The organism is Yoonia sp. D2-7 (assembly GCF_055809435.1).
Genome location: NZ_CM147912.1, coordinates 2,832,432 through 2,855,980 on the forward strand (window position 1 = coordinate 2,832,432; position 23,549 = coordinate 2,855,980).

Annotated in this window: 20 protein-coding genes; 13 read left to right on the plus strand and 7 right to left on the minus strand. The window is 55.2% G+C overall.

The genetic code is table 11. The features are described 5' to 3' along the window. Positions 1-9 precede the first annotated feature (9 nt). The 4 genes from AC0L7R_RS13985 to AC0L7R_RS14000 form a co-directional block, all read right to left on the minus strand. Complete coding sequence (locus tag AC0L7R_RS13985; protein WP_473657477.1) at positions 10-624, minus strand: glutathione S-transferase N-terminal domain-containing protein; 615 nt, start codon at positions 622-624, stop codon at positions 10-12. Next, the gene (locus AC0L7R_RS13990) at positions 621-1,997 is read right to left on the minus strand and encodes an aldehyde dehydrogenase family protein (RefSeq protein ID WP_473657478.1); all 1,377 of its coding nucleotides are present in this window, start codon (positions 1,995-1,997) and stop codon (positions 621-623) included. Before AC0L7R_RS13990 ends, AC0L7R_RS13985 begins: the two co-directional genes overlap by 4 nt. A gap of 109 nt (positions 1,998-2,106) precedes the next feature. Further along, on the minus strand, positions 2,107-3,048 hold the full coding sequence (locus AC0L7R_RS13995; RefSeq protein WP_473657479.1) for an NAD(P)-dependent oxidoreductase: 942 nt from the start codon (positions 3,046-3,048) through the stop codon (positions 2,107-2,109). After that, entirely contained in the window at positions 3,045-3,458 is a 414-nt protein-coding gene (locus tag AC0L7R_RS14000; protein ID WP_473657480.1) for a VOC family protein, read from the minus strand. The genes AC0L7R_RS13995 and AC0L7R_RS14000 overlap by 4 nt, the downstream gene beginning before the upstream one ends. A gap of 90 nt (positions 3,459-3,548) precedes the next feature. Here AC0L7R_RS14000 and AC0L7R_RS14005 point away from each other — a divergent pair, with 90 nt between their 5' ends. The 7 genes from AC0L7R_RS14005 (at position 3,549) to AC0L7R_RS14035 (ending at position 11,862) form a co-directional block, all read left to right on the plus strand. After that, positions 3,549-4,382, plus strand: coding sequence for a LysR substrate-binding domain-containing protein (locus AC0L7R_RS14005; RefSeq protein ID WP_473657481.1), 834 nt, complete (start codon positions 3,549-3,551; stop codon positions 4,380-4,382). A gap of 115 nt (positions 4,383-4,497) precedes the next feature. Next, positions 4,498-5,568, plus strand: a complete 1,071-nt coding sequence (locus AC0L7R_RS14010; protein WP_473657482.1) for a substrate-binding domain-containing protein — start codon at positions 4,498-4,500, stop codon at positions 5,566-5,568. After that, positions 5,565-6,914, plus strand: coding sequence for an extracellular solute-binding protein (locus tag AC0L7R_RS14015; RefSeq protein WP_473657483.1), 1,350 nt, complete (start codon positions 5,565-5,567; stop codon positions 6,912-6,914). Before AC0L7R_RS14010 ends, AC0L7R_RS14015 begins: the two co-directional genes overlap by 4 nt. 61 nt (positions 6,915-6,975) lie before the next feature. Next, positions 6,976-8,274: an ABC transporter permease subunit gene (locus tag AC0L7R_RS14020; RefSeq protein WP_473657485.1), complete on the plus strand. Its 1,299-nt coding sequence runs from the start codon at positions 6,976-6,978 to the stop codon at positions 8,272-8,274. Continuing rightward, positions 8,271-9,503 carry an ABC transporter permease subunit gene (locus tag AC0L7R_RS14025; RefSeq protein WP_473657486.1) on the plus strand — a complete coding sequence of 411 codons (1,233 nt, stop codon included), beginning with the start codon at positions 8,271-8,273 and terminating at the stop codon, positions 9,501-9,503. The genes AC0L7R_RS14020 and AC0L7R_RS14025 overlap by 4 nt, the downstream gene beginning before the upstream one ends. Before the next feature lie 3 nt (positions 9,504-9,506). Further along, positions 9,507-10,784 (plus strand): MGH1-like glycoside hydrolase domain-containing protein, encoded by a 1,278-nt coding sequence (locus tag AC0L7R_RS14030; protein WP_473657487.1) that lies wholly within the window; start codon positions 9,507-9,509, stop codon positions 10,782-10,784. Between the two features lie 25 nt (positions 10,785-10,809). Next, positions 10,810-11,862 (plus strand): sn-glycerol-3-phosphate ABC transporter ATP-binding protein UgpC, encoded by a 1,053-nt coding sequence (locus AC0L7R_RS14035; protein WP_473657489.1) that lies wholly within the window; start codon positions 10,810-10,812, stop codon positions 11,860-11,862. Between the two features lie 29 nt (positions 11,863-11,891). Here the strand turns inward: AC0L7R_RS14035 and AC0L7R_RS14040 are convergent, their stop codons facing one another. Then, positions 11,892-12,905 carry an AraC family transcriptional regulator ligand-binding domain-containing protein gene (locus tag AC0L7R_RS14040; protein WP_473657490.1) on the minus strand — a complete coding sequence of 338 codons (1,014 nt, stop codon included), beginning with the start codon at positions 12,903-12,905 and terminating at the stop codon, positions 11,892-11,894. A 111-nt stretch (positions 12,906-13,016) separates the two neighbouring features. Between AC0L7R_RS14040 and AC0L7R_RS14045 the strand changes: the two genes are divergently transcribed. The 4 genes from AC0L7R_RS14045 to AC0L7R_RS14060 all read left to right on the plus strand — a co-directional run bounded on the left by AC0L7R_RS14045 (position 13,017) and on the right by AC0L7R_RS14060 (position 20,218). Continuing rightward, on the plus strand, positions 13,017-14,780 hold the full coding sequence (locus tag AC0L7R_RS14045) for an acyl-CoA dehydrogenase C-terminal domain-containing protein (RefSeq protein ID WP_473657491.1): 1,764 nt from the start codon (positions 13,017-13,019) through the stop codon (positions 14,778-14,780). Positions 14,781-14,801: 21 nt separating this feature from the next. Beyond that, on the plus strand, positions 14,802-15,611 hold the full coding sequence (gene dmdD, locus AC0L7R_RS14050; protein WP_473657492.1) for a methylthioacryloyl-CoA hydratase: 810 nt from the start codon (positions 14,802-14,804) through the stop codon (positions 15,609-15,611). Positions 15,612-15,851: 240 nt separating this feature from the next. After that, the gene (locus AC0L7R_RS14055) at positions 15,852-17,096 is read left to right on the plus strand and encodes an efflux RND transporter periplasmic adaptor subunit (protein WP_473657494.1); all 1,245 of its coding nucleotides are present in this window, start codon (positions 15,852-15,854) and stop codon (positions 17,094-17,096) included. Beyond that, positions 17,093-20,218, plus strand: coding sequence for an efflux RND transporter permease subunit (locus AC0L7R_RS14060; protein WP_473657495.1), 3,126 nt, complete (start codon positions 17,093-17,095; stop codon positions 20,216-20,218). Before AC0L7R_RS14055 ends, AC0L7R_RS14060 begins: the two co-directional genes overlap by 4 nt. A gap of 93 nt (positions 20,219-20,311) precedes the next feature. On the opposite strand, the gene AC0L7R_RS14065 is transcribed toward AC0L7R_RS14060, so the two are convergent. After that, positions 20,312-21,202 carry a LysR substrate-binding domain-containing protein gene (locus AC0L7R_RS14065; RefSeq protein ID WP_473657496.1) on the minus strand — a complete coding sequence of 297 codons (891 nt, stop codon included), beginning with the start codon at positions 21,200-21,202 and terminating at the stop codon, positions 20,312-20,314. Positions 21,203-21,306: 104 nt separating this feature from the next. On the opposite strand from AC0L7R_RS14065, the gene AC0L7R_RS14070 reads away from it, so the two are divergent. Together AC0L7R_RS14070 and AC0L7R_RS14075 are read left to right on the plus strand one after the other, a co-directional pair. Beyond that, entirely contained in the window at positions 21,307-21,597 is a 291-nt protein-coding gene (locus AC0L7R_RS14070) for an antibiotic biosynthesis monooxygenase (RefSeq protein ID WP_473657497.1), read from the plus strand. A gap of 105 nt (positions 21,598-21,702) precedes the next feature. Further along, positions 21,703-22,716, plus strand: a complete 1,014-nt coding sequence (locus tag AC0L7R_RS14075; protein ID WP_473657498.1) for a zinc-binding alcohol dehydrogenase family protein — start codon at positions 21,703-21,705, stop codon at positions 22,714-22,716. A 66-nt stretch (positions 22,717-22,782) separates the two neighbouring features. Here AC0L7R_RS14075 and AC0L7R_RS14080 read toward each other — a convergent pair whose 3' ends face one another. After that, on the minus strand, positions 22,783-23,427 hold the full coding sequence (locus tag AC0L7R_RS14080; protein WP_473657499.1) for a DsbA family protein: 645 nt from the start codon (positions 23,425-23,427) through the stop codon (positions 22,783-22,785). Positions 23,428-23,549: the final 122 nt, after the last annotated feature.

A 23,549-nucleotide genomic window follows, 5' to 3' on the forward strand; every position in this document is an offset into this window, starting at 1 on the left:
CTTTCTTGTTCAAACGCTCGGGGCCATTGGGCCCGCGGCTTTTAGTGCGGCGATGTAGCCCGGCTGTTCTTGTAAAACGTCCCAATAAGCCGCGATTTCGGGATGGTCGCCCAACAGGTCAAGCTGCGCCAAAAGTGCTATGATGTAGGACATCTGGATGTCGGCCAGCATGGCGCGCTTGCCAAACAAGAGCGGGCCGTCACCAATCAGCTGGGTGATATAGTCAAGATGTTGATGCAGCGCCGCGCGCGCCTTGTCCGGTACGGGTTTGCCGTCAAAAGCGGGCAGAATGGCTTGCAAAGCGACCTCGGCGAAGGATGCCTCGACATAGTCGAGCACCGCTTCGTGCTGCCAATAGGCCGCGGTGTCCTGCAGCGGGGTGTGAGTTTCATCACCATACTTCGCCGCAAGGTAGCGCAGGATCGTAGCCGATTCCGCGACCATTTCACCGTCATCTTCGATCACTGGGGATTTCCCCAACGGATGCACCTGCTTCAACGAATCTGGAGCGCGAAAGCTATCTGTGCGGTCATAATCCACACGGTTGCAGGGCTGGCCAAGATCGGCCAGCAACCACAACACGCGCGTGGCGCGGGAATATTTCAATGCATGTAGTGTAATCATGAGAAAAAGATCGCCTTTGCGTTTGTGAATTCCTTCATGCCAAAACCGCCGTGTTCGCGCCCGTAGCCTGAATCCTTCACACCACCGAAGGGCATGTTAGGATCTGCGGCACCAAAGGTGTTGATGCGGACCATACCAGTATCGAAATGATCGCGGGCGAGTCTTAGCGCACGTTCTTCGTCTTTGCTGAAAATCCCGCCGCCAAGACCGTACCGGCTATCGTTGGCGATGCGCATCGCATCTTCGTCGTCCTTCGCGCGGATGACTGCGGCGACTGGACCGAAAATTTCATCATCGTAAGCGGGCATACCCGGGGCCACATCTGCGAGAACAGTCGCAGGATAGTAGGCCCCTGTGCGGTCAGGTGCTTCGCCGCCGCAAAGGATTTTCGCACCGTTTGCGACGCTTTTCTCGACTTGTTCTTTCACCGTGTTGAACTGGTCTTCGCTGGACAACGGCCCAAGCTGTGTGTCGTCGTCGGTTGGATCGCCTAGGGTGATCGCCTGCATCTGTTCAATGAAGGCGGACATGAATGCGTCATAGACCTTGTCCGTCACCACGAAACGTTTGGCGGAAACACAGGTTTCGCCATTGTTATACAAACGGCCCATGACGGAATATTTGACGGCCGTCTCAATGTCAGCATCTTCCAGCACGAGGTAGGCGTCGTTTGACCCCAGTTCGAGCACTGTCTTTTTCAGCGCCTTAGCAGCCGTTGCACCAATATGGCGCCCTGCCCCGTCGCTACCCGTCATGGTCACACCACGGACAAGCGGATGTTCAATCAGATCATCACTTATTTCGTGGTCGATCAGAATGACCTGAAACAAATCTTCGGGCAGTCCGGCTTCAATACAAAGTTCGCGCAGGCGCAGGCCCGATCCAGTACAGATACTTGCGTGCTTCAGCACACAGCCGTTGCCCGCCATTAGGTTCGCCGCCAAAACGCGGACCGGCTGATACAATGGAAAATTCCATGGCTGAATTGAATAAATCACACCGATGGGTTGGTGGGTGACCACACCACGGGCTTCGTTTTGGCCATGCACGCGTTCCTCGTCGGCCAGAACGTCCGGCCCGTTTTTCGCAGTGTAGTCAAAGATTGCGGCACAGATTTCGACTTCGGTTTTGCCATCTTTGATCAGCTTGCCCGTCTCACGGGTCATCAGCTCTGCCAGTTCATCCGAATGCGCACGCAGAACTTCGGCAATCCGCGACAAATAAGGGGCGCGTTCCGCATGTGATTTCGTCCGCCAATCAAGAAAGGCCGCGTGTGCTGCTTCCAGCTTCTGCACGGCTGTTTCTTTGGTCATCAAGTCGTAGGTTTCAATCGTCTCGCCTGTGGCGGGATTGGTCGTAGTGATCGTCGACATGGTGTCTCCTTCAAGCGTCTAAGCGTTGGGGGGACAACATCGAGATCATGATTTGGTTCCTGCCGTTCCTTTGCGATGCGGGCGCATCACCGAAACGTTATCGCACCGTTCAATATCCTCGCTGGCGATCAACGCAGTCCGGCACCTGACCCGTTCGAAAATAGGTTGCGATGTTTTTCGCGGCGACTTCAGATGCGGTTTTCATGTTTGTCGGCGCTGATACATGAGGCAGAATTGTCAGATTATCAGTGCGCCACAAACGATCCGTCTGCGGCAGCGGTTCGACTGCAAAAACATCCAACACGGCGTGGTTGAGATGCCGCGCCGCAAGCATATTGAGCAGCGCATCCGTTTCGATGATCTGCGCACGGGCGAAGTTGATGACCGATGCACCGCTTTTCATACGTGACAAACGGGTGTGGTCCAGCAATCCGCGCGTTGTTGTGGTAAGCGGTAGCAAAACAACGACGATATCGCTGACCTGTAACAAATCGGTCAGGCCGTCTTCGCCGGAAAAACAACGGACGTTTGGTATGGATTTGGGTGATCTGCTCCACCCCAGCACATCAAAACCGTGCTGTGATAATGCGGCGCAGGCGGAACGACCTAATGCGCCAAGCCCTAGAACGCCGACCTTGCGATCCTCGGGCAGGACGACGTCGTGTTGTTCCCAAATGCTGGACGCCTGTTGGGATACGTATTTTGGCAGATCGCGGTGTAGGTACAACGTCATTGTCAGAACGGCTTCGGCCATTGTTTTCGCCAACTGCGGATCGGTCATCCGCACGATTGCGACGTCATTCGGTAAGCTAAGCACCAGATTTTCCACACCAGCCCAAAGGCTTTGCACCCATTTCAGGTTTGGAAATTGCGACAGGTGGTCGGGGTTAGGATTTGCGACAAGGGCGAGCTCTGCGTTTGCGAAATCGACGTCCGGGTCAAATGGCACAATGCGGAATTCTGGCAGCGCAGCTTGCAGCTGGACCGACCACGCGTTGCGCGACGCATCGCTGATATTGCTGATGAAGGGGATTATTGTTCGGTCTGTCATGCGGCGAAAACCTTTGTTTGGTCCTTGAAGCCTTTCACTTCGATCGGATTGCCTGATGGGTCGCGAAAGAACATGGTTGCTTGTTCGCCCGGTTCGCCGGCGAACCGTAAACTTGGTGGAATGATGAATGCGACGCCTTGGCTTTCAAGGTGCGCGGCCAAGGCGTTCCAATCATCCATCCGAAGGACGACGCCAAGATGTGGCATCGGGACCAAATGATCGCCGACATGACCCGTTGCGACAGTTTTGAAGGGGTCGCCTAGATGCAGCGATATCTGATGCCCAAAGAAATTGTAATCGACCCATGTTTGCGTCGACCGTCCTTCAACGCACCCGAGCGTTTCGCCGTAGAACTGGCGGGCCGCATCAAGGTCGCGGACGTTATAGGCGAGATGAAAGGTGCTTTGCATGGTGTTCTCCGTAGTATTTTCGGAGACAGAGTAGCGCGCAGGCAACAAAACGAATAATGAGTATTCCGATGGTCAATCGAAAGAGATAGTTTGGATATTCGTTACCTGCAGACCTTACTAGACGTCGTCGAGGGCGGGTCACTGGCGGAAGCGGCGCGCCGTCAAAACCTGACCGCCGCTGCCGTTGGTCAACGTTTGAGGGCGTTAGAAAACGAACTTGACGTGGTTCTTGTCCGCAGGTCAGGGCCAACCGTGCGCGCGACCCCAGCGTGTACGCGGATCATCCCGCGCATCAAAACGATCATCGCGGAAACCGCCCTTTTGCCAAGCGATATCGCAGCGGACGGTTTGGCCGGTCCGTATCGGCTCGGTGTGATTTCAACTGCGTTGGCCGACCATGTGCCATCGCTGATCAAGCACCTTCAGGCGGTCGCACCGGATGTTGATCTGACCATTACACCGGGATCATCTGCCCATCTGTTTGACCTGCTGTCGCGTGCAGAATTAGACGCGGCCATTCTGGTTGCACCACATTTTGCGCTTCCCAAAAGCGTGAGGTGTGAAGTGTTGGAGGAGCAATCGTTTGCATGGGTCACCCCAACTAAAGCCGCGTCATCGGATCTACCACTCATCGTATACGACAAAACGTCGTGGGGTGGCGAAATCGCGTGGCGCTGGATTGCGCAGAATCTCAAATCACAGAACATGCTCTGCGAGATGGATGCGCCAGAAACCGTCGCGAGTTTGGTCGCGGGCGGCGCAGGTCGCGCCATTTTACCGATCTGGGCGGGCCTGTCGAACACGGCAGGGATCGACATTGAAATCATCCCAGAACTGTCGAAGCGATCTGTCGTGTTTGTACATTCTGCATCGCCTATTGATGAAGCCTGTCAGGCATTCTTCAAACGAAAAATCACCGTTTAGGGCCATATCCTGCAACGCGATCTGCAATTACGTCCGTCGCCCAAAAATCACCGAAACCGATTTCGGTTGATTTGCGAAACCGGTTTCGGTTAGCGTTTACTTAGGGGGAGAATCGATGGCGGACAAATCAGTTAATCTAAAAGTTCTGGCTGCGCATTTGGGGCTGACGGTCAGCACCGTTAGCCGCGCGCTGAACAATTACGCTGATATCAGCCCTGCGACTCGTGAACGGGTCAAGAAGGCGGCGGATCAACTGGGGTATCGCCCGAACCAAAACGCGCGGCGGTTATCGATCGGAACGCCTGAAACGATTTGCTACCTAATGCCACGCCAAATTGGTGCGATTGCCCAGCCTTTTGTAGCGCAATTGCTTGCCGGCTTGGGTGAAGCATTGAATGAACGCAATTGGGATCTTCTCGTTAGTCAGGCGGATGCATCCGTCGGTGATCTGGCCAGCATCGAACGGTTGGTCAAGTCAGGTCGCATTGCCGGCTTGGTTATTTCACGTCCCTTAAAGAACGATCCACGCGTCAAGCTGATGCAAAGTCTTGGTTGTCCGTTTGTGGTTCATGGCCGCACCCAAAACAGCGACGATTATGCATGGTATGATGTGGATGGCGAAGATGCGTTTGTGACGGCCGTCAACCACCTAGCCCGGCTGGGTCATCGCCGGATCGGATTTATCGGGGCGCCACTACAGTATCAGTTCGCACAGGAACGTCTTGACGGATATTTGCGTGGTCTCAAGCATAATGGCCTAGTCGAAGATCCTGATCTCGTGCAGATCGCCGAATTTAACGACGATGGCGGCACGGCGGCGGCCAGTTTGTTGATGGATCTGGACGTTCCTCCAACTGCAATGGTCTGTGTCACGGACATGATGGCACTGGGTGCCTTAGATGCGTTGCGGACCCGTGATCTTGTTCCGGGTCAAGACGTGTCTGTTATTGGGTACGACGGATTACATTTTGGCAAACACGCCAATCCGCCACTGAGCACGATGGCACAGCCGCAGGCACATGCGGGGCGGCGTCTGGGCGACATGCTGTTGTCGATCATCGACGGTGGAGACCCGACCAAGTTTCAAGAACTACAGCGCGCACATTTGGTGCAGCGCATGACGGATGGACCTGTGCATCAAAATGCAGGCCAAACTGAAGTTTCAATTAGGGAGGAACTACAATGAAACGGACGACAACTATATTAACAGGGCTCATGCTATCGACCGCTCTGGTCGGGGCTGCGTCTGCTGATACGATCCGCGTTTGGACGATGGAGGTTCAGCCAGAACGGATGGAAATTCAGCAACAGATGGCCGATGCGTTTGAAGCATCAACAGGTCACGTTGTTGAACTTATTCCTGTTGAGGAATCCGATATTCAGACCCGCGCTACCGCTGCTTTTGCGGCCGGTGATCTGCCAGATGTCCTAAACCACACAGTCCAGCACCTTTTGCCATACGCAGAAGCTGGTCTATTGGATACCGCAGCTGCTGACGAAGTGGTTAATGATCTCGGCGTCGACACATTCGCAGCGGGCCCAATTCGCATGGCTTCGAGCGACGGAGAGATCGTTTCGGTCCCAACCGACGGTTGGACACAGATGGTTGTCTATCGTAGCGACCTGTTTGAAGAAGCAGGCCTTGCAGCACCGACATCCTACGACGCGATCCGCGCTGGCCTTGAAGCACTGCACAATCCGCCAGAGATGTACGGTTTTGTAGCAGCGACCAAGATCGACGAAGGCTACATGATGCAGTTGATCGAGCATCTGTCATTGGCAACGGGCTATACACCGGTCAATGCAGACGGTTCCGTGAACGAGGACACAACGAACCTCAAGCAACTTCTTGAAATGTATCAGGAACTTGTTGCTGCATCACCAGAGGGCGACCTGTACTGGTCTCAATCTCGTGAGCTGTACCTTGACGGTAAAGCCGCGATGATCATCTGGTCCCCGTCCATCTTGGACGAACTGGGCGGTCTGCGTGATAGCGCGCCTGTTACAATCAACGACGATCCGACAACAAAAGAACTGGCTGGCAACACTGGTTTTGCCACGATGGTTTCCGGTCCGGGTAATGCGGACGGTGCGGCATGGTCCGACGTGCGCTACATGGGCATCACCGCCGATGCGAACACAGAAGTGGCACAGGAATTTGTGAAATTCCTGCTATCCGACGGATACGGTGACTGGCTCAGCCAAGCGCCTGAAGGAAAGTTCCCTGTTCGCACGGGTCCTGAAGCCGGTTCTTCGGAATACGAAGCCACGTGGGCCGGACTTGATGTTGGTGTGGATCGCAAGGCCCCGTTGGGTGACATCTACCCGCAGCAAGTCATCGACGATATCGTTGCAGGTCTGTCAGTGGGCGACCGTTGGGGCGTGGAATCAGGCCAGTTGGCCGCCGCATCCACCATCATCAACAGCCAGATCATGAGCAAGGTCATTCGCGAAATGACAGACGGCGATCTGTCCGTCGATGAAGCCGCCGATAAAATCGTCGCAGAGCACATGGCGCTGATGGCCAACTAAGCCAAACGATCGGGGCGGCCTCGCGCTGCCCCGACCATTCATTTGAACCGAGTATTTCAATATGCCCATCCCCGACATCCCCAATCAAGGTCCGCCGAAAGGTCTTGGCCCGCTCGCCAAACGCGAGATGCGGTTTGCCTACCTTTTGCTGCTGCCGACCTTTCTGATCGTGCTGTCCGTTGTGCTGTTCCCGTTGATTGCAAACGTTTGGATCAGTTTCAAACCAGTCACGCTTGGCGATCTTCGTGCGCCAGCAATTTTGATGAATGAACGCCTGATGGGTGATCTTGCGGTTGCAGGCGATGAGGCCGATATTCGCTACCGCGCCCGCAATTCATCGCGCAAAAGCGCGATTGCAGATGTCGTTTTCACGGACACAGTGCCCCCTACGCTCGAAATCGTCACGGTTGATGATCGGTGTGAACGTATGGGTCAGGACCTAACGTGTGATCTGGGGGATTATGAGCCCGGACAACGCGAAGACATTATTGTCAGAGTTGCCGCAACGCAGGCGTTTATCGACGCGCCGGACAATATCAAGGACAGCGATCCCGTCTTTACCTTTGTGCCTGAAAACATCCTGACGAATGGCGATTTCACGCTTGATAACTTCCGCCGCGTTTTCAACGCGTCTGACTTTTGGACGGTCCTGTGGGCGTCGATGTACTACACCATTGCCGGCACAGTTGGTGCGTTGGTTATGGGGCTTTTTGCCGCCCAATTGATGAACATCTCATTTGGCGGTCGGGCTTTCCTGCGCGGTTTGTTCCTGTCCCCTTACGTAGCCCCCGTGATCGCCGTCGCATTGGCGTGGGTGCTGCTGCTGGATCCCGGACCGGGCGGCACGTTAAACGCGCTTTTGATCCAACTTGGCGTGATCGAAACGCCGATCAGTTTCTTGGGCCAACGCGCTGTCGAAATCCGTTTCCTTGGTCTGACTTTCGACTTCCCAGTCGCATTGACAGTCGTGATCATCTTCGAAATCTGGCGTTATTTTCCGCTTGCGATGTTGTTCATCCTTGCGCGGATGCAATCCATGTCGACCGACATTTATGAAGCCGCCGAGATCGACGGGGCCACCCCTTTGCAGCAGTTCCGCTTCATATCGTTGCCGCAACTGATGGGTATCATGGCGGTCCTGTTCCTGCTGCGCTTCATTTGGACGTTCAACAAATTCGACGACATCTTCTTGCTGACTGGTGGGGCCGCTGGCACCCGCACACTAACCGTCAACGTCTATGAACAAGCCTTTGCAGTGTCCAACCTTGGTGCTGGTGCGGCGGTCGCTGTGGTCGTGTTCTTGGTGCTGCTGTGTTTCTCGGTCATTTTCTTCAAATTCTCGCCGGAGGATGACGCATGAGCCGTCTTGGAAACATCTTCTATCTCTCGGTCCTGTTCGGGGCACTTTGGGGGGCGATTTGGTCGATCATTGTCACCTTGCTGGCATTGTTCATTTCCGGCCTGACGTTCCAGCCACAGGTAACCGCAGGTGCACTTGGTGGATTGGTTGCGGCGGCAGCACTCGCGTTTCATGCACCGCGCGACCGAACCATTGGCATATGCCTGATCGCGGGATTTGCATTTATCGTGGTGCTTGTCGTGGCATCCGGTGCGCAGCCACTTGGGCTTTCGCTCGATACCTATTCAATTGGCCAATTGATCTTCACCGTTTTGATGGCCGTTGTTGTAATGCAGTCAATTCATCTGACCTGCGCCAATCTGGGTCCGGGGCACGAAAAGCGGTACAATGTCGAAGTCTTGTGCCTGCGGTTCGTGAAAGGGTTTGGTCTGGTGACCTTCACCATCGCTGTGGCCTTGCCGTTCTTTGTCATGGTGATGATGAGCCTCAAGAACCAGCAATTGCTGTTGTCCAACCCGCTCGATTTCTCAATCGACTTTGGCCAAGGCTTTACCGCATTGTTCCGCAGCTACATCGAACTGTTCACCCAATACCATTTTGGGACCTACTTGTTCAATTCGGCGTTGGTGTCTGTCGCGACGGTGGTCATCACACTGTTTTTCGCAGTGCCGGGCGCTTACGCCGTCGCAAGACTGCGGTTTCCCGGTCAGAACTTTCTCAGCCGGTCGATCCTGCTGATCTATATGGTGCCGATGATCGTGCTGGTCATTCCGCTTTATGCAATCTTTAGCCAACTGGGAATGCGCAATACGTTATGGGGGCTTTTGTTCGTCTACCCCGCCACAACGATCCCTGTCGCGCTATACATGTTGCAAGGATATTTCCGCGGTATTCCCGCCGAACTGGAAGAAGCGGGTCTGATGGACGGCCTTACCCGGCTGAATGTCATTCGCAAGATTACGCTGCCGCTGGCTCTGCCCGCGCTGGCATCGGTCGCGCTCTACGTCTTCATGATCGCTTGGAACGAATTTTTGTTCGCCTTCATGTTCCTCGACAACGTCGATCTGTTCACCTTGTCACGCGGCATCGCGGAACTGAATTCGTCAGAGGTCCCGCGCCAACATCTTATGGCGGGGGCCGTGATTGCGACTGTTCCCGTTCTTGCCCTTTTCCTTTGGTTCGAACGCTTTTTGGTAGCCGGACTGACTGCTGGCAGTGTGAAAGGATAACACATGACCTTAACCCAAAGCGCCATCGATATCCTGTCTCGCAACGACAGGGGTGGCTTCACAATCCCGACCAAGGGGCTTTATCCCTACCAGTGGAACTGGGACAGCGCCTTTGTCGCGCTTGGCATCGCGACCTATGATATGGATCGTGCATGGGGCGAAATTACATCGCTGATCGAAGGGCAATGGCCCGATGGTATGATCCCATCCATCATTTTCCGCAGCGATGACCCGGACTATTTTCCCGGGCCATCACGGTGGGGCAGTACAAAGGGACCGATCCCGTCAACTGGCATTTCCCAACCTCCTGTTTTGGCGACGATTGTTCGCAAGCTGACCGAAGGCGGCAGCATGCAAGACAAAGCGCGTCTCGCCGACGTGTTCGACGCAATCTATCGCTGGCACGCTTGGTGGCATGATGCCCGCACAGTTGATGGTATCGTCACAACTGTGCACCCTTGGGAAACGGGTCGCGATAATTGCCCCGAATGGAACCTTGGGCTTGGTGCAATGACCGTTGCCCCCGATCTGGCGCCCTATACGCGCAGGGACAATAAACACGTCGACGCAAGCTTCCGCCCTAGCCAAGAGCAATACGACAAGTACCTGACCATCGTGCAGTTTGGCGATAGCGTGGATTGGGATCAACGTCGGTTGACTGACGAAGGGCCGTTCCTGATGGCCGATCCTAACCTGCATTTTGTCCTGCTACGCGCCGACAAAGATCTGCGCGACATGGCAGCGGAGCTGGGCAAACCGCAATCGGTCTGCGACCAGATCGACGCATGGATTGCCAAAGGCGAGGCTGCGACAGACACAATTTGGAACGATGAACTGGGCGCCTTCACAGCCCGTGATATGCACTCTGGCACGTTCTGCAACGGCTTCAGCAATTGCAGCCCTTTATGTTTCTACGCCGACAGCGGTTCCGCTGAACAATGGGGCAAGACGATTGATCATATGACCCGGATCGCGGCACAGGTCGAATACATGTTGCCAAGCTGGGACCCTGAAGCGCCCGACTTTGAAGCGCAGCGGTACTGGTGTGGGCCGTTGTGGCCACAAATGAATTACATGACAGCCCTTGGTCTTGCAGAACAAGGCCACACCGACATGGCTGCCCGTGTCCAAAACGACCTGTGCCGTGTCATCGAAAAAAGCGGCTTTTGGGAATGCTTTAATCCCCTGACGGGCGAAGGGTGCGTCGGCAACAACTTTTCCTGGACTGCCGCGGTTTGGCTGTCTTGGCAGCATGATAAAAAATTGGAAGGCGTGGCTTAGGGCCTGCCTGAAGCGAGGAAAGAACATGGGGTCAATCAGCCTGAAATCGGTCGAAAAATGGTTCGGCAATGTACAAGTTATCAAGGGCGTCGATCTGGACATTCACGATGGCGAACTAATCATTTTTGTCGGCCCTTCCGGCTGCGGGAAGTCCACATTGTTGCGGATGATTGCAGGTCTAGAGGAAACCAGTCGCGGGCAAATCGTGCTCGACGGGGATGACGTGACGCATAAGGTTCCGTCGGAACGGGAATTGTCGATGGTGTTCCAATCCTACGCCCTCTACCCGCATCTGTCGGTTGGCGACAACATGGGGTTTGCGTTGCAAACGGCTGGCGCGTCGAAAGCCGAAATTGCCGAAAAGGTGAACCATGCGGCGGACACGCTGAAGCTGACCGATTATTTGGATCGCCGTCCCAAAGACTTGTCAGGCGGGCAGCGCCAGCGCGTCGCCATTGGACGTGCGATTGTGCGCAAACCCAAAGGGTTTCTGTTCGACGAACCCTTGTCCAACCTCGACGCTTCACTGCGTGTAGATATGCGGTTCGAAATTGCGCGGCTTCACAAGAGCCTGCAAAGCACGATGGTATACGTGACGCACGATCAGGTCGAAGCGATGACGCTTGCCGACCGGATCGTTGTCCTGAAAGACGGTCAAATCATGCAAGTCGGCACACCGCGCGAATTGTACGAAAACCCGCAAAACGTTTTTGTAGCGCAATTTATCGGCAGCCCGAAAATGAACCTTATGCCTTGCGGGACTGACCGTGATCAGTTCACGCTCAAGGGCGGCGGACGTGGCCCGCTTCAGAACGATACCCAAAGTGCCGCTGTCCAGCTTGGAACACGCCCCGAACACATCAATGTCGTGGCATCGGGCGCGGGTCATTGCGACGGTGTTGTGCAAGTGAGCGAATATCTGGGCGCGGATTATTTTCACTACGTTGATTGTGGTGATCTTGGCCTCATGACTGTGCGGACTGCCGGTTCGACCGAAGCGCTTGAAGGACAGACCGTGGGGCTTCAATTTGATACGAGCCGCCTGCATTTCTTCGACAGCGCGGACCAACGGGTCTAGATCGGAGCATATTGCCAAGTAATTGGGGATCAGGCGCGATAAGACCCCGGCGTTTTGTTCGTCCATTTCCGAAAGGCGCGATGGAAATTTGCAGGCGCCGAAAAACCGGTTTCATAGGCGATTTGTTCGATACTGACGGCACCTTCCTGAAGCGCACGGATCGCGATGTCGCGGCGCAACGCATCTTTGATGCCCTGAAACGATGTGCCTTCATCTTTCAGGCGTCGGTTCAACGTGCGGGGTGTCATTTTCAGATCATTCGCCGCGTCAGACAGCTGACCGGTCTGCCATTTCGCTCCGTAAAGAAAAGCGCGCACCTGCAGGCTGTAAGTATGGGCGCGTGAGCTAGTGAATATCCAATCAATCGGCGCGCGTTCAAGAAATTCAGACGCCTCTTCAGTGCTACGTTTGATCGGACGGGTGAATTGGCGTGGATCAAACCGGATGCCTGTTTCTTTGGCCGCGAATATCACGGGACACGGGAACACAACGGCGTAGTCGGCAGCAAAATCCGGACGCGCAAATGCAAAGTGAACTGCTTTCACAGGCGTTTCAACACCGCCAAGCCAAGACAAAAGCCCATGCGCCAACTTCAACAAAAGCATATGACCAAACCGTTGTGGCCGTGTGTCGGAGACGTAAGGAACAAGGGTCAGTTCCAACTCGTCAGGATCGGTACGCAAATCCAGTCGGAAATCATCTAACATCAAATTCCAGAACGTCGAAAAACGGTATAAAGCAGACGTCAGGCTGCCAGCCTCGCGCTGCACCGTGACAAGATGCTGCAACGCGCGTGGGCGAATTGGTCGGCTCCATAACCCCATCATTTCGTCCTGCGTTTCAGGTGCTGCCAGTTGATACAGCTTCACGAATTCATTCAGCGTAATACGTTGCGCAGGCGCCATTGGCCCCGTTTGCAGGCCCGAGCGGGTCAGTAATGCAGCCAATTCATCGGGTGTGCAGCGCACCCTTAATGCGTCCAACCAGTCCTGAATGAAGCCCGCCGATACTGTGGTCAGAGCAATAGGATCGTTATCTGGCATGCGCGCACCTTCTGTCGTGATCGGATAAGACTTTGGCGAAAGATGAGCTTATCGACAAGCCTTTCTGCGAATAGATGACGTGAAGCCATAGTTTGCACGAGGACGTCAGGCATGCCATTTCAGCCGCCCGTACAAGATTTGATGTTTTGCATCGAACATTTGTCCCACTGGGACAAGGTGTCCGCACTAGATACTTATGAAGACTATGACCTGCCTGATATCCACGCCGCGCTAGACGCATACGCACGGTTTTGCAGCGAACAGATCGCTCCGCTGTCCCACATTGGTGATACGCTGGGCGCGCGGTTCGACCAAGGGCGCGTGACAATGCCTGAAGGGGATGTTCAAGCATATACGCAGTTTGTCGAAATGGGATGGCAGGCGCTGACACATCCGATTGAGCATGGCGGAATGGGTCTACCGCGTGCGGTCGGCGCGGCGGCAGTCGAAATGCTGAATGCGGCGGATATGAGTTTTGGCCTTTGCCCCCTACTCACCGATGGTGCAATCGAAGCGCTCTTGCTGACGGGGTCAGACGACCAAAAAGCCACGTACCTGAAGCCGCTTATTGCAGGACGTTGGTCAGGTACGATGAACCTGACCGAACCGCAGGCGGGCAGCGATCTGGGGCGCGTCTCTACGAAAGCATCACTGCGCAGTGACGGCAGCTACGGGATTTCCGGCACTAAGATCTTCATCACTTACGGCGCCCATGATCTGACTGAAAACATCATCCATCTCGTTTTAGCACGCACATCTGACGCGCCCGCGGGGCCAAAGGGACTTAGCCTATTTATCGTGCCCCAGAAAATGGTGAACCCAGACGGTACGCTGGGCGCCGAGAACGCGGTCAACTGCGTCAGCATCGAACATAAGCTGGGCGTGCGTGCGAGCCCAACAGCGATGCTGAACTATGACGACGCAACTGGTTTTCTGATCGGGGACGAAAACTGCGGGTTGAAATACATGTTTATCATGATGAACGCCGCGCGGTTTTCTGTGGGCGTTCAAGGTGTCGCAACATCTGAAAGGGCCTACCAACGGGCGCTGGCCTACGCGCGTGACCGTGTCCAAAGCCGGCCCGTTAATGGCCAAAACGTGGATGCTGTCCCCATCATCTCGCATCCGGACGTACGCCGTATGCTTTTGCGAATGCGCAGTCTGACCGAAGCAGGTCGCGCCATGGCCGCAGCAACCGCGGGGCTGCTCGATATCGCTCACCTTCAAGGCGACTCTGGAATAGCGGCACTCGCTGAATTCATGGTTCCTTTGGTGAAAGGTTATTGTTCAGAACGTGCCGTCGAAGTGGCGTCGCTTGGCGTGCAGATTCACGGCGGGATGGGTTTTATCGAAGAAACAGGTGCAGCACAGCATTATCGCGACGCCCGGATCTTGCCGATCTATGAAGGCACCACAGCCATTCAAGCGAATGACCTTTTGGGCCGCAAAGTGATGCGGGACGGCGGCACAACCGCCCGTCTTTTCGCAGCGGGTATTGCTGAGACCGAAACAGCACTGGCGCAGGGCAATACGAGCATGCAGGCAATCGGCGAAAATCTCGGGTTGGCACGGACTGCGTTCGAAAGCAGTTTGGACTGGCTGCTAACAAACAGCCGCAAAGATATCGACGCGGCCTTTGCAGGGTCTGTTCCTTTCTTGATGCTCTCGGGCACGTTGGCGGCGGGGTGGAAGCTCGCTGATGGTGCGCGCGCGGCGCAAGCCGCAATTGACACCGGACAGGACACAGATTTTATGACTCAGAAAGTCGCGACCGCGCTATTCTTTGCCCAACATGTGTTGCCGGAATGTACAGTCGAACAAACCCGCATTCTACACGGGTCCCGCAGCCTGTTGGACGCGGCATTCCCTGAATAATCCCAGAAAGGACCCCTTCCCATGAACGACGTTGTGAACCCAGACACCTACGAAAGACTTTCGATTTCGCCGCGCGATAATGGCGTCTACGTTCTGACGTTGAACCGCCCGTCCAAACGCAATGCCTTGGACGTGACGACAATCGAAGAACTGATCCGCTTCTTTTCCGGTGCGCGTATCGCAGGTGTCAAAGCGGTTCTACTGGCGGGTGACGGCGATCATTTCTGCGCAGGGCTTGATTTGATTGAACACTGGAAAGCAGACCGAAGCCCCGATGATTTCATGCATGTTTGTCTGCGCTGGCATGAGGCATTCAATAAGATGGAATATGGCGGCGTGCCGATCATTGCCGCACTACAAGGTGCCGTTGTCGGTGGTGGACTGGAATTGGCAAGTGCCGCACATGTGCGCGTATCAGAAACCGGCACTTACTTCGCCCTTCCCGAAGGCCAGCGCGGTATTTTCACGGGCGGCGGCGCGACAATTCGTGTGTCCGAGATGATCGGCAAATACCGCATGATTGACATGATTCTTACCGGACGCGTCTACCAAGGTCAGGAAGCCGTCGATCTGGGCCTTGCGCAATACATCACCGAAGACGGTGGCAGCTTTGCTAAAGCGATGGAAATTGCCGACAAGGTCGCGCAAAATCTGCCGCTGACGAACTTTGCCATCTGTTCCGCAGTCAGCCACATGAACAACATGTCGGGTATGGATGCGGCATATGCTGAAGCGTTTGTGGGCGGAATCGTCAACACGCAACCCGCCGCCCGCGAACGTCTGGAAGCCTTTGCAAACAAGACCGCGGACCGCGTGCGACCCAACAGTTAGGCAGGTGGCACTGGTTGCGAACTGCCATGAAAGACGTGCGCGACCAGATACCTGCCAATCAGATGCTACACATAGAAATAACTGCATCATTGTAATGCCCCGCCACCCGCAGGGGCATTGTGTCTAATGTCGTTTTCTATGCTTCTTTGGATGCGGCATTGGAATCGGCTATCATCGGGCTTAATTCTACAAAGAATAAATATCAGGGGCAGCAGCCCGTAGCCCCAAAGGACAAGTTTGATGACCAGCAAGAAAAATGCCGCTGAAGCGCCGACCGAAGATGCATCGTCTGGCGCGACGGCGGCAGACGTTGTCGAACCTGTTCCGACCGAGACATCGTCAGCAAAACAGGCCGTGATTGATACATCAGCGGCGCCTGATGCTCGCCCACAGCGTTTGGAGTTTACGTCTGACAAGGGGGCATCACGATCGACTTGGGTCGCGGCCCTTTTAGTGCTTTTGATCGTCGGTTGGATGGGGAGCGGGTTCGTCATTCCATCCGAGGACACAGATCCAGTGGTTGCCCGAGAGGACCCAAAACCGGTTGCCGTCGCCGTCACCACGTCAATGGCTGAAACGGTCACACAGTTTTATCAAGCAGAAGGCCAAGCCTTACCGGATCGCGACACAACGATGCGGGCTGAAACGTCTGGCGATATTGCCGAAGTTTTGGTGAGCAAAGGACAGGATGTTTCGGCTGGCGATATCATTGCTCGCTTTGACCCAACGAATAACGATGCCGACGCCAATCGCGCATCCGAAGCGTTGATCCAAGCACAGCGCGAATTCGACAATGCCGAACAATTGCTGGACCGCGGTGTGGCGACGACTGACCGTGTGGTCCAAGCACGTGCCGCGTTGGCGTCCGCGCAGGCACAGGTCACCGCAGTGGAACAAGCTGCCGAAGCACTGACAATCACAGCCGCATTTGACGGGCGCATCGAGACATTGAACCTCGATGAAGGTGAATTCGTTTCAGCAGGCACAGAGGTCGGCCGTCTGGTGGATATCACACCGTTGACGGTTGCCATTCAGGTGCCGCAACAATCACTAACAGGGTTGTCGGTCGGGCAACCCGCGACTGTTCGTTTTATCACGGGTGAAGAACGCGAAGGTGTGCTGACGTTCGTGGGCACATCCGCTGCATCCGAAACCCGTACATTCTTGGCCGAGATCGAGGTCGCGAACGAAGACGGCGCAATCCCCGCCGGTGTCTCTGCTGAGGTCGTGATCCCGACGGGCGAAGTCACCGCGCACTTTCTGTCGCCGTCTATCGTATCTCTCGACGCCGAAGGCGCGTTGGGTATCAAAACGGTCAATGGCGACAATGTCGTGGAATTCTACGAGATCGAAGTCGTGAAAGCGCAGATCGACGGGATTTGGGTCACTGGCCTGCCCGAAAGCGTTGATATTATCACCGTCGGCCAAGGTTTTGTAAACGAAACCGAAACCGTCGCGCCGATGGCTGGGGAGCAAAGCGAATGAACGCCATCATTGATTTTGCGTTTTCGCGGTCTCGCGTCGTGGTCATGGCCCTGATCATGATCCTATCTGTGGGGGCTTATGCATATGGGTCGATCCCAAAGGAAGCCAACCCTGAAGTCCCCCTGCCCCTGTTCTACGTGTCCACAGGCCTAGACGGCATCAGCCCCACAGATGCAGAGCGCCTGCTGTTGGAACCAATGGAAACCGAATTCGGGTCAATCTCTGGCCTTATGTCGATGAACTCTGACGCGACCGAAGGGTTTGCGTCCATTCAACTCGAATTTTCCCCTGGCGGCGACAATCAAGAAGCCTTGGACAAGGTACGTGAAGCTGCAGATCGTGCGCAAGGCGATTTGCCCGAAGACGCCCGTGACATCACGATTACTGAAATCAATACCGCCCTGTTTCCAATCATCACAGCTATCCTGTCCGGCCCTGTCCCCGAAAGGACCTTGAACGATCTTGCAAACGAAATGCAGGAAGAAATTGAGGGGCTCAGCGGCGTGTTAGAGGTCGACATTGGTGGCCAGCGGTTCGAATTTCTGGAGGTCCTGATCGACCCCACGGTTTTCGAGACCTACAACCTGTCCTTCGATGAACTCATCGGTCAAATCCAACGGAACAACCGCCTGATTGCGGCCGGTGCGATCGAGACGGGTGCTGGACGCATCGTGCTCAAGGTACCGGGCTTGATCGAAGACCTTGAAGACGTGATGGCGATGCCCGTGAAGGTGCGCGGCGATGCAGTTGTGACATTTGGCGATGTAGCGACTGTCCGCCGTACGTTTGAAGACCCCACATCATTTGCACGCATCAATGGCCAGCCCGCTTTGGCGCTGGAGATCACGAAACGGTCTGGTGCCAATATCATCGACACTGTGGATGAGGTCAAAGCACTGGTCGAAACCTTGGCGGTTGATTGGCCCGAAAGCGTTGATGTCACTTATCTGCAGGACCAATCGGTACAGGTCAAAGACATGTTGTCTGACCTAGAGGCCAACGTAATTGCAGCCGTGATCCTTGTGATGATTGTTATTGTCTTTGCATTGGGCACGCGGTCTGCCCTCTTGGTTGGCCTATCCATCCCCGGTGCGTTTTTGGCAGGGGTTGTGGCCCTATGGGCGATGGATTTCTCGATGAACATCATCGTTTTGTTTGCTCTTATCCTTGTGGTCGGCATGCTTGTGGATGGTGCGATTGTGACCACCGAATTGGCGGATCGAAAACTGCAAGAAGGCCAGCCCGCAAAACAAGCCTACGCAGAGGCCGCAAAGCGGATGGCATGGCCGATCATCGCATCGACTGCCACCACATTGTCCGTGTTCTTTCCGCTGTTGTTTTGGACAGGCATGGTCGGCGAATTCATGAAATACCTGCCGATCACAGTGATCCTGACTCTTTCGGCATCGCTGTTCATGGCGTTGATTTTCATTCCAGTCATGGGCGGCTTGATCGGCAAACGCCCACCGCAATCGGCCAAAGCGCAGGCTGCGCTGCATGCCGCTGAAATCGGTGATCCGCGTGAAATGGGCGGTTTCACCGGCGGATATGTGCGGCTGCTGGAATGGGCGATCACACGTCCTGCGGCAACGCTTCTGCTTGCCGTGGCTTTGCTGCTTGGCGGGTTCAGCGCCTACGGTCAATTCGGCAAAGGCGTTACTTTTTTCCCGGCCGTCGAACCCGACTTCATGCAGGTGCAAGTGCGGGCGCGTGACAACTTTTCGATTTTCGAACGTGACGCGTTGGTCCGCGCGGTCGAAGACCGCATCCTGCCCTATGACGAGATTGCCAGCATTTATGCGCGATCCGTCATGTCGGCGGGACAAGGCGACGAAGAAACCATTGGCACATTGCAATTGGAACTGATGCCTTGGGACACCCGTCGCACTGCCGCGGAAATTGGCGTAGATATCCGCGAAAGCGTATCCGACATCGCCGGCATTGACGTGCAGGTCCAAACCGAAAGCGGTGGCCCAACGGCAGGCAAGCCCGTGAATTTGCAAATCACGGCTCGTAATCCGGATGTACAGGCGCAGGCCGTCCAGCAGGTCCGCGACATCATGGATGGTGTTGGTGGTTTTACAGATGTGACCGACACGCGACCTGTGCCGGGCGTTGAAGTCTCTATTCTTGTGAACCGCGCGGAAGCCGCAAGGTTCGGCGCCGACGTCAGCCTTTTGGGGCAAGCGGTGCAACTGCTAACCCAAGGTATCACCGTGGCCGACTATCGCCCCGATGACGTTGACGGCAGTTTGGACATTCGCGTACGTTTTCCGCGCGAAGAACGGACTTTGGCAGAACTTGGCGGGTTGCGTGTCCCGACAACATCGGGGTTGGTTCCCATCTCGAATTTTGTGACCTTTGCCCCGTCCGAACGTACAGGCGTCATCCGCCGCATTGACGAAAAACGGGTCGCCACGATTGAAGCCAATGTTGCACCAGATTTGTTGGTCAACGATCAGGTCATCGCACTGACGGCTGCGCTGAACGCGGCTGATCTGCCCGAAGGCGTGGATTTCAGTTTTGCGGGTGAAGCGGAGGATCAGGCCGAAAGCATGATCTTTCTTGTCGGTGCTTTCATCACGGCCATCTTCCTGATGTTCGTCATCTTGGTGTTGCAGTTCAACAATTTCTACCAAGCCTTTGTCGTCATGTCGGCGATCGTCTTTTCCATCGCAGGTGTGCTGCTGGGCCTGATCGTGACCGGCCGTCCGTTCGGCATCGTGATGGGCGGGATCGGCGTCATCGCATTGGCGGGGATCGTAGTGAACAACAACATCGTCCTAATCGACACGTACAACGATCTAAAGGCTTCCGGCCAATCACCAATGGAAGCGGCACTGCGCACAGGTGCACAGCGTCTGCGTCCTGTCATTCTGACGTCAATCACGACGGCGCTCGGGCTGATGCCAATGGTCATCGGGGTCAACCTGAACTTCTTTACCCGTGAAATCGTCTATGGCGCACCGTCAACGCAGTGGTGGACGGAACTGTCTTCGGCGATTGCAGGTGGTTTGGTCATCGCGACGATCCTCACACTAGTCGTGACCCCCGCCATGCTGATGTTGGGCGAAAAACGGGCCAAGCGAAATGTCTCCACCGAAGGTATCCCTGTCACCTAAGGCGGGCGCCGATAACTGTCGTTGCGAAGCACCAAGTTGTTTTGCAACGGCGCAGGGTCATCAAAGATGACACCTACGCCCGTGTCTATCATGCTATAATTCTTCGGCCATCGCTGTCTTTAGTGCCTCTGCCAATGCACGGACCCGGCGCGGCTGTGCCCGACCCGGCGGGAACATCATCTGGAGCGGGTTTGGCGGTGACGCATAGTCTTGCAGCAACGCGACAAGTTTCCCATCCTCCAAATCCGTTGCCACATCGAGTTCTGATTTCAGAATAATCCCATGCCCTTCGAGCGCCCATTTTCGCACAAGTGAGCCATCATTCACGATCATATTGCCGCGCACGGTGACTGTTTGCGGCTTCTTTTCAGCACCAAAGCGCCAGACATTATCCAAGGTCGTCCCGAAACGCATGATCAGGCAGTTGTGTTGCGCCAAATCGACGGGTGTCTCGGGCGCGCCGTGCTTTGCGATGTAGGACGGTGCGGCGCAAACGATACGGTGGAATTGGCCCAGATTGCGCGTGCGTAGGGTGCTGTCTGTGACCGTGCCAAATCGTATGGCCAGATCGAAGCCCTGCCCGACGATGTCGACATAGCCGTCTGACAAGAGCAGTTCGATTGAAATGGCTGGATGCTCTGCCGTGAATTTCGATATGACCCGCGACACGAAACTGCGGCCGATGTCGATTGGCGCGCTGACACGGATTGGACCGGATAACGTATCTGCGCCGTGCCGTATACGTGTTTCAAGGTCTTCGACTTCGCCCAATACCACCTTGGCGCCACTCAGTAACGTGCGCCCTTCGTCCGTCAGGCTTAGCGACCGTGTCGTGCGGTTGAATAGAACCACGCCGTAATGCGCCTCAAGAGCTGCCAAACGTTCGGATACTGTGGTCGCGGACAGGCCCGCCTCACGCCCTGCCGCGACGAGACTACCCTTTTCGGCGATGGTCAAAAACAGGCGGATATTGTCGATCAGCATTAAACGGATTTTCCGGATTATCATTTCGAATGACGATTGCTTATCCGTATATGCCAACGATGTATATGTACCTCATCAGAAAAGACACCCAAAGAAACATTACAATGTCCAAGCTTACAATCGTCGCCAACATCACAGCAAACGCAGACAAAATCGATTTGGTGAAAGCCCAGCTTTTGAAGCTGATCCCGATCACCCGCGCCGAAGAAGGTTGCATCAACTACGACCTGCATCAGGACAACGAAGACCCAGCGCATTTCACCTTTTACGAAAACTGGGAAAGCCGCGAACTGTGGCAGACGCATATGAACGCGCCACACCTTGCAGCCTACATGGCGGCCACAGATGGCGCTGTTGCTGAATTCATCCTGAACGAGATGACCCACATCGACTGAACCCCGCGACCATAAACTGACATCGTTTTTTTCCCCCCCCAACCAAACATCGTGCGGTACCTATTGCAGGTGCCGCGCAGCCCCCATCACATTCGGAGAATGAACATGAAAGCCATCGGCTATACCACAAAAGGCGCAATTGATCGCGCTGACGCCTTTCTCGATCTGGAGGTCGATAAACCAACAGCAACCGGCCATGACATTCTGGTCAAGGTCGCTGCCGTTTCCATCAACCCTGTCGACACCAAAGTCCGCCAAAACCGCGATGCGACGCCTGACGCGCCAGTAGTCCTTGGTTGGGATGCGAGCGGCGTTGTCGAGGCCGTTGGCCCGGACGTGACGCTGTTTCAGGTTGGCGACGAAGTTTACTATGCGGGCGACATCACCCGCGCCGGATCAAATTCGGAATTCCAGCTTGTGGACGAACGGATCGTAGGCGTTAAGCCAAAATCGCTAAGCTTTGCAGAATCTGCCGCGTTGCCGCTGACAACCATCACGGCCTATGAAGCATTTTTCGACCGGCTTGGCATTGATCGCGACGGCGCGAACAAAGGCGATAGCATCCTCATCATCGGGGCTGGCGGCGGCGTTGGATCCATCGGTATCCAGTTGGCCAAAGCTGCTGGACTGACGGTTATCGCGACCGCATCACGGCCAGAAACCGAAGCTTGGGTCAGGGAACTTGGCGCGGACCACGTCATCAATCACCGCGAAGATATGGTCGCACAAACCCGCGCGCTTGGCATGCAACAAGTCGATCACATCGCAATTTTCAACGACATGCGCCATTGGGATACGGCAGTGGAATTGATCCGTCCACAAGGCGGCATTGTGTCAATCGACGACACCAACCTGCCGATGGAAATGGCTGGCATGAAGACCAAGGCGGCCAGCCTGCATTGGGAATTTATGTTCGCCCGCGCCATGCACCAGACCGACGACATGATCGAGCAGCACAACCTGTTGAGCTATGTCGCGGATGAAATTGACGCGGGCCGCATCCGCACAACGCTTGATACAGTGCTGTCCCCTATTAACGCAGAAAACATGCGAGAAGCGCACCGCTTGATTGAAACACGCACCGCAAAAGGCAAAGTTGTCGTCGAAGGTTTCGAATAGGCCACTTTGGTCCAGCGGCCTCTTCGTGAGTGCCGCTGGACCAAGCTAACAAACAAATGATGCAGGTTATGCGTCCATTTCGGCAAGTTGTGTCAGAATGCTGGTGTAGTTTTCGACGCCCTGCGCCCCTGTCACAAGGTGTTTGCGGTTAAACACAACCGCTGGCACACCGGAGATACCCTGTTGTTGCCAGAACTGTTCGGCGCCGCGCACGTCATTGGCAAAGCGCTGATCGTCAAGCACCGCCAGAGCCTCTGCACGGTCCAACCCGATTTCGGCGGCAACATCAGCTAAGACGGCATTGTCAGACAGGTTGCGTTGGTCTGTGAAATGGGCGGTAAACAGCGCCATCTTCAAATCATGCATGCGACCTTGGGTGTTCGCCCAATGCAACAACTGATGGGTGTTGAACGTGTTGTGCATGCGTGACTCTTCGGTCCATTCGAAATCAAACCCCAGATCGGCCGCCAGTGCTGTCATCTGCTGGCGGGATTGCTCGGATTGTTCAGGCGTACTGCCGTACTTTTCCGCAATATGTTCACGGGTGTTTTGACCTTCGGGCGGCATTTGCGGGTTCAGTTCGAACGGATGCCACTGAATTTCGTGTTCAGTGCCAGTGGCGTCCAACGCCTTTGACAACTGGCGATACCCGATGATGCACCACGGGCACATGACATCAGATACAATATCGATTTGTAGAGTTTTGGACATTTTCATACGCTCCGTTTGGGATCAAAGGTACGGCGGTCGCCGCCTAACCAAAGCCTAAAATCATTGATGTCGAAAACCCTGAACAGGGCCGTCGTCACCGACAGAATGTCTAGATAGGGGGC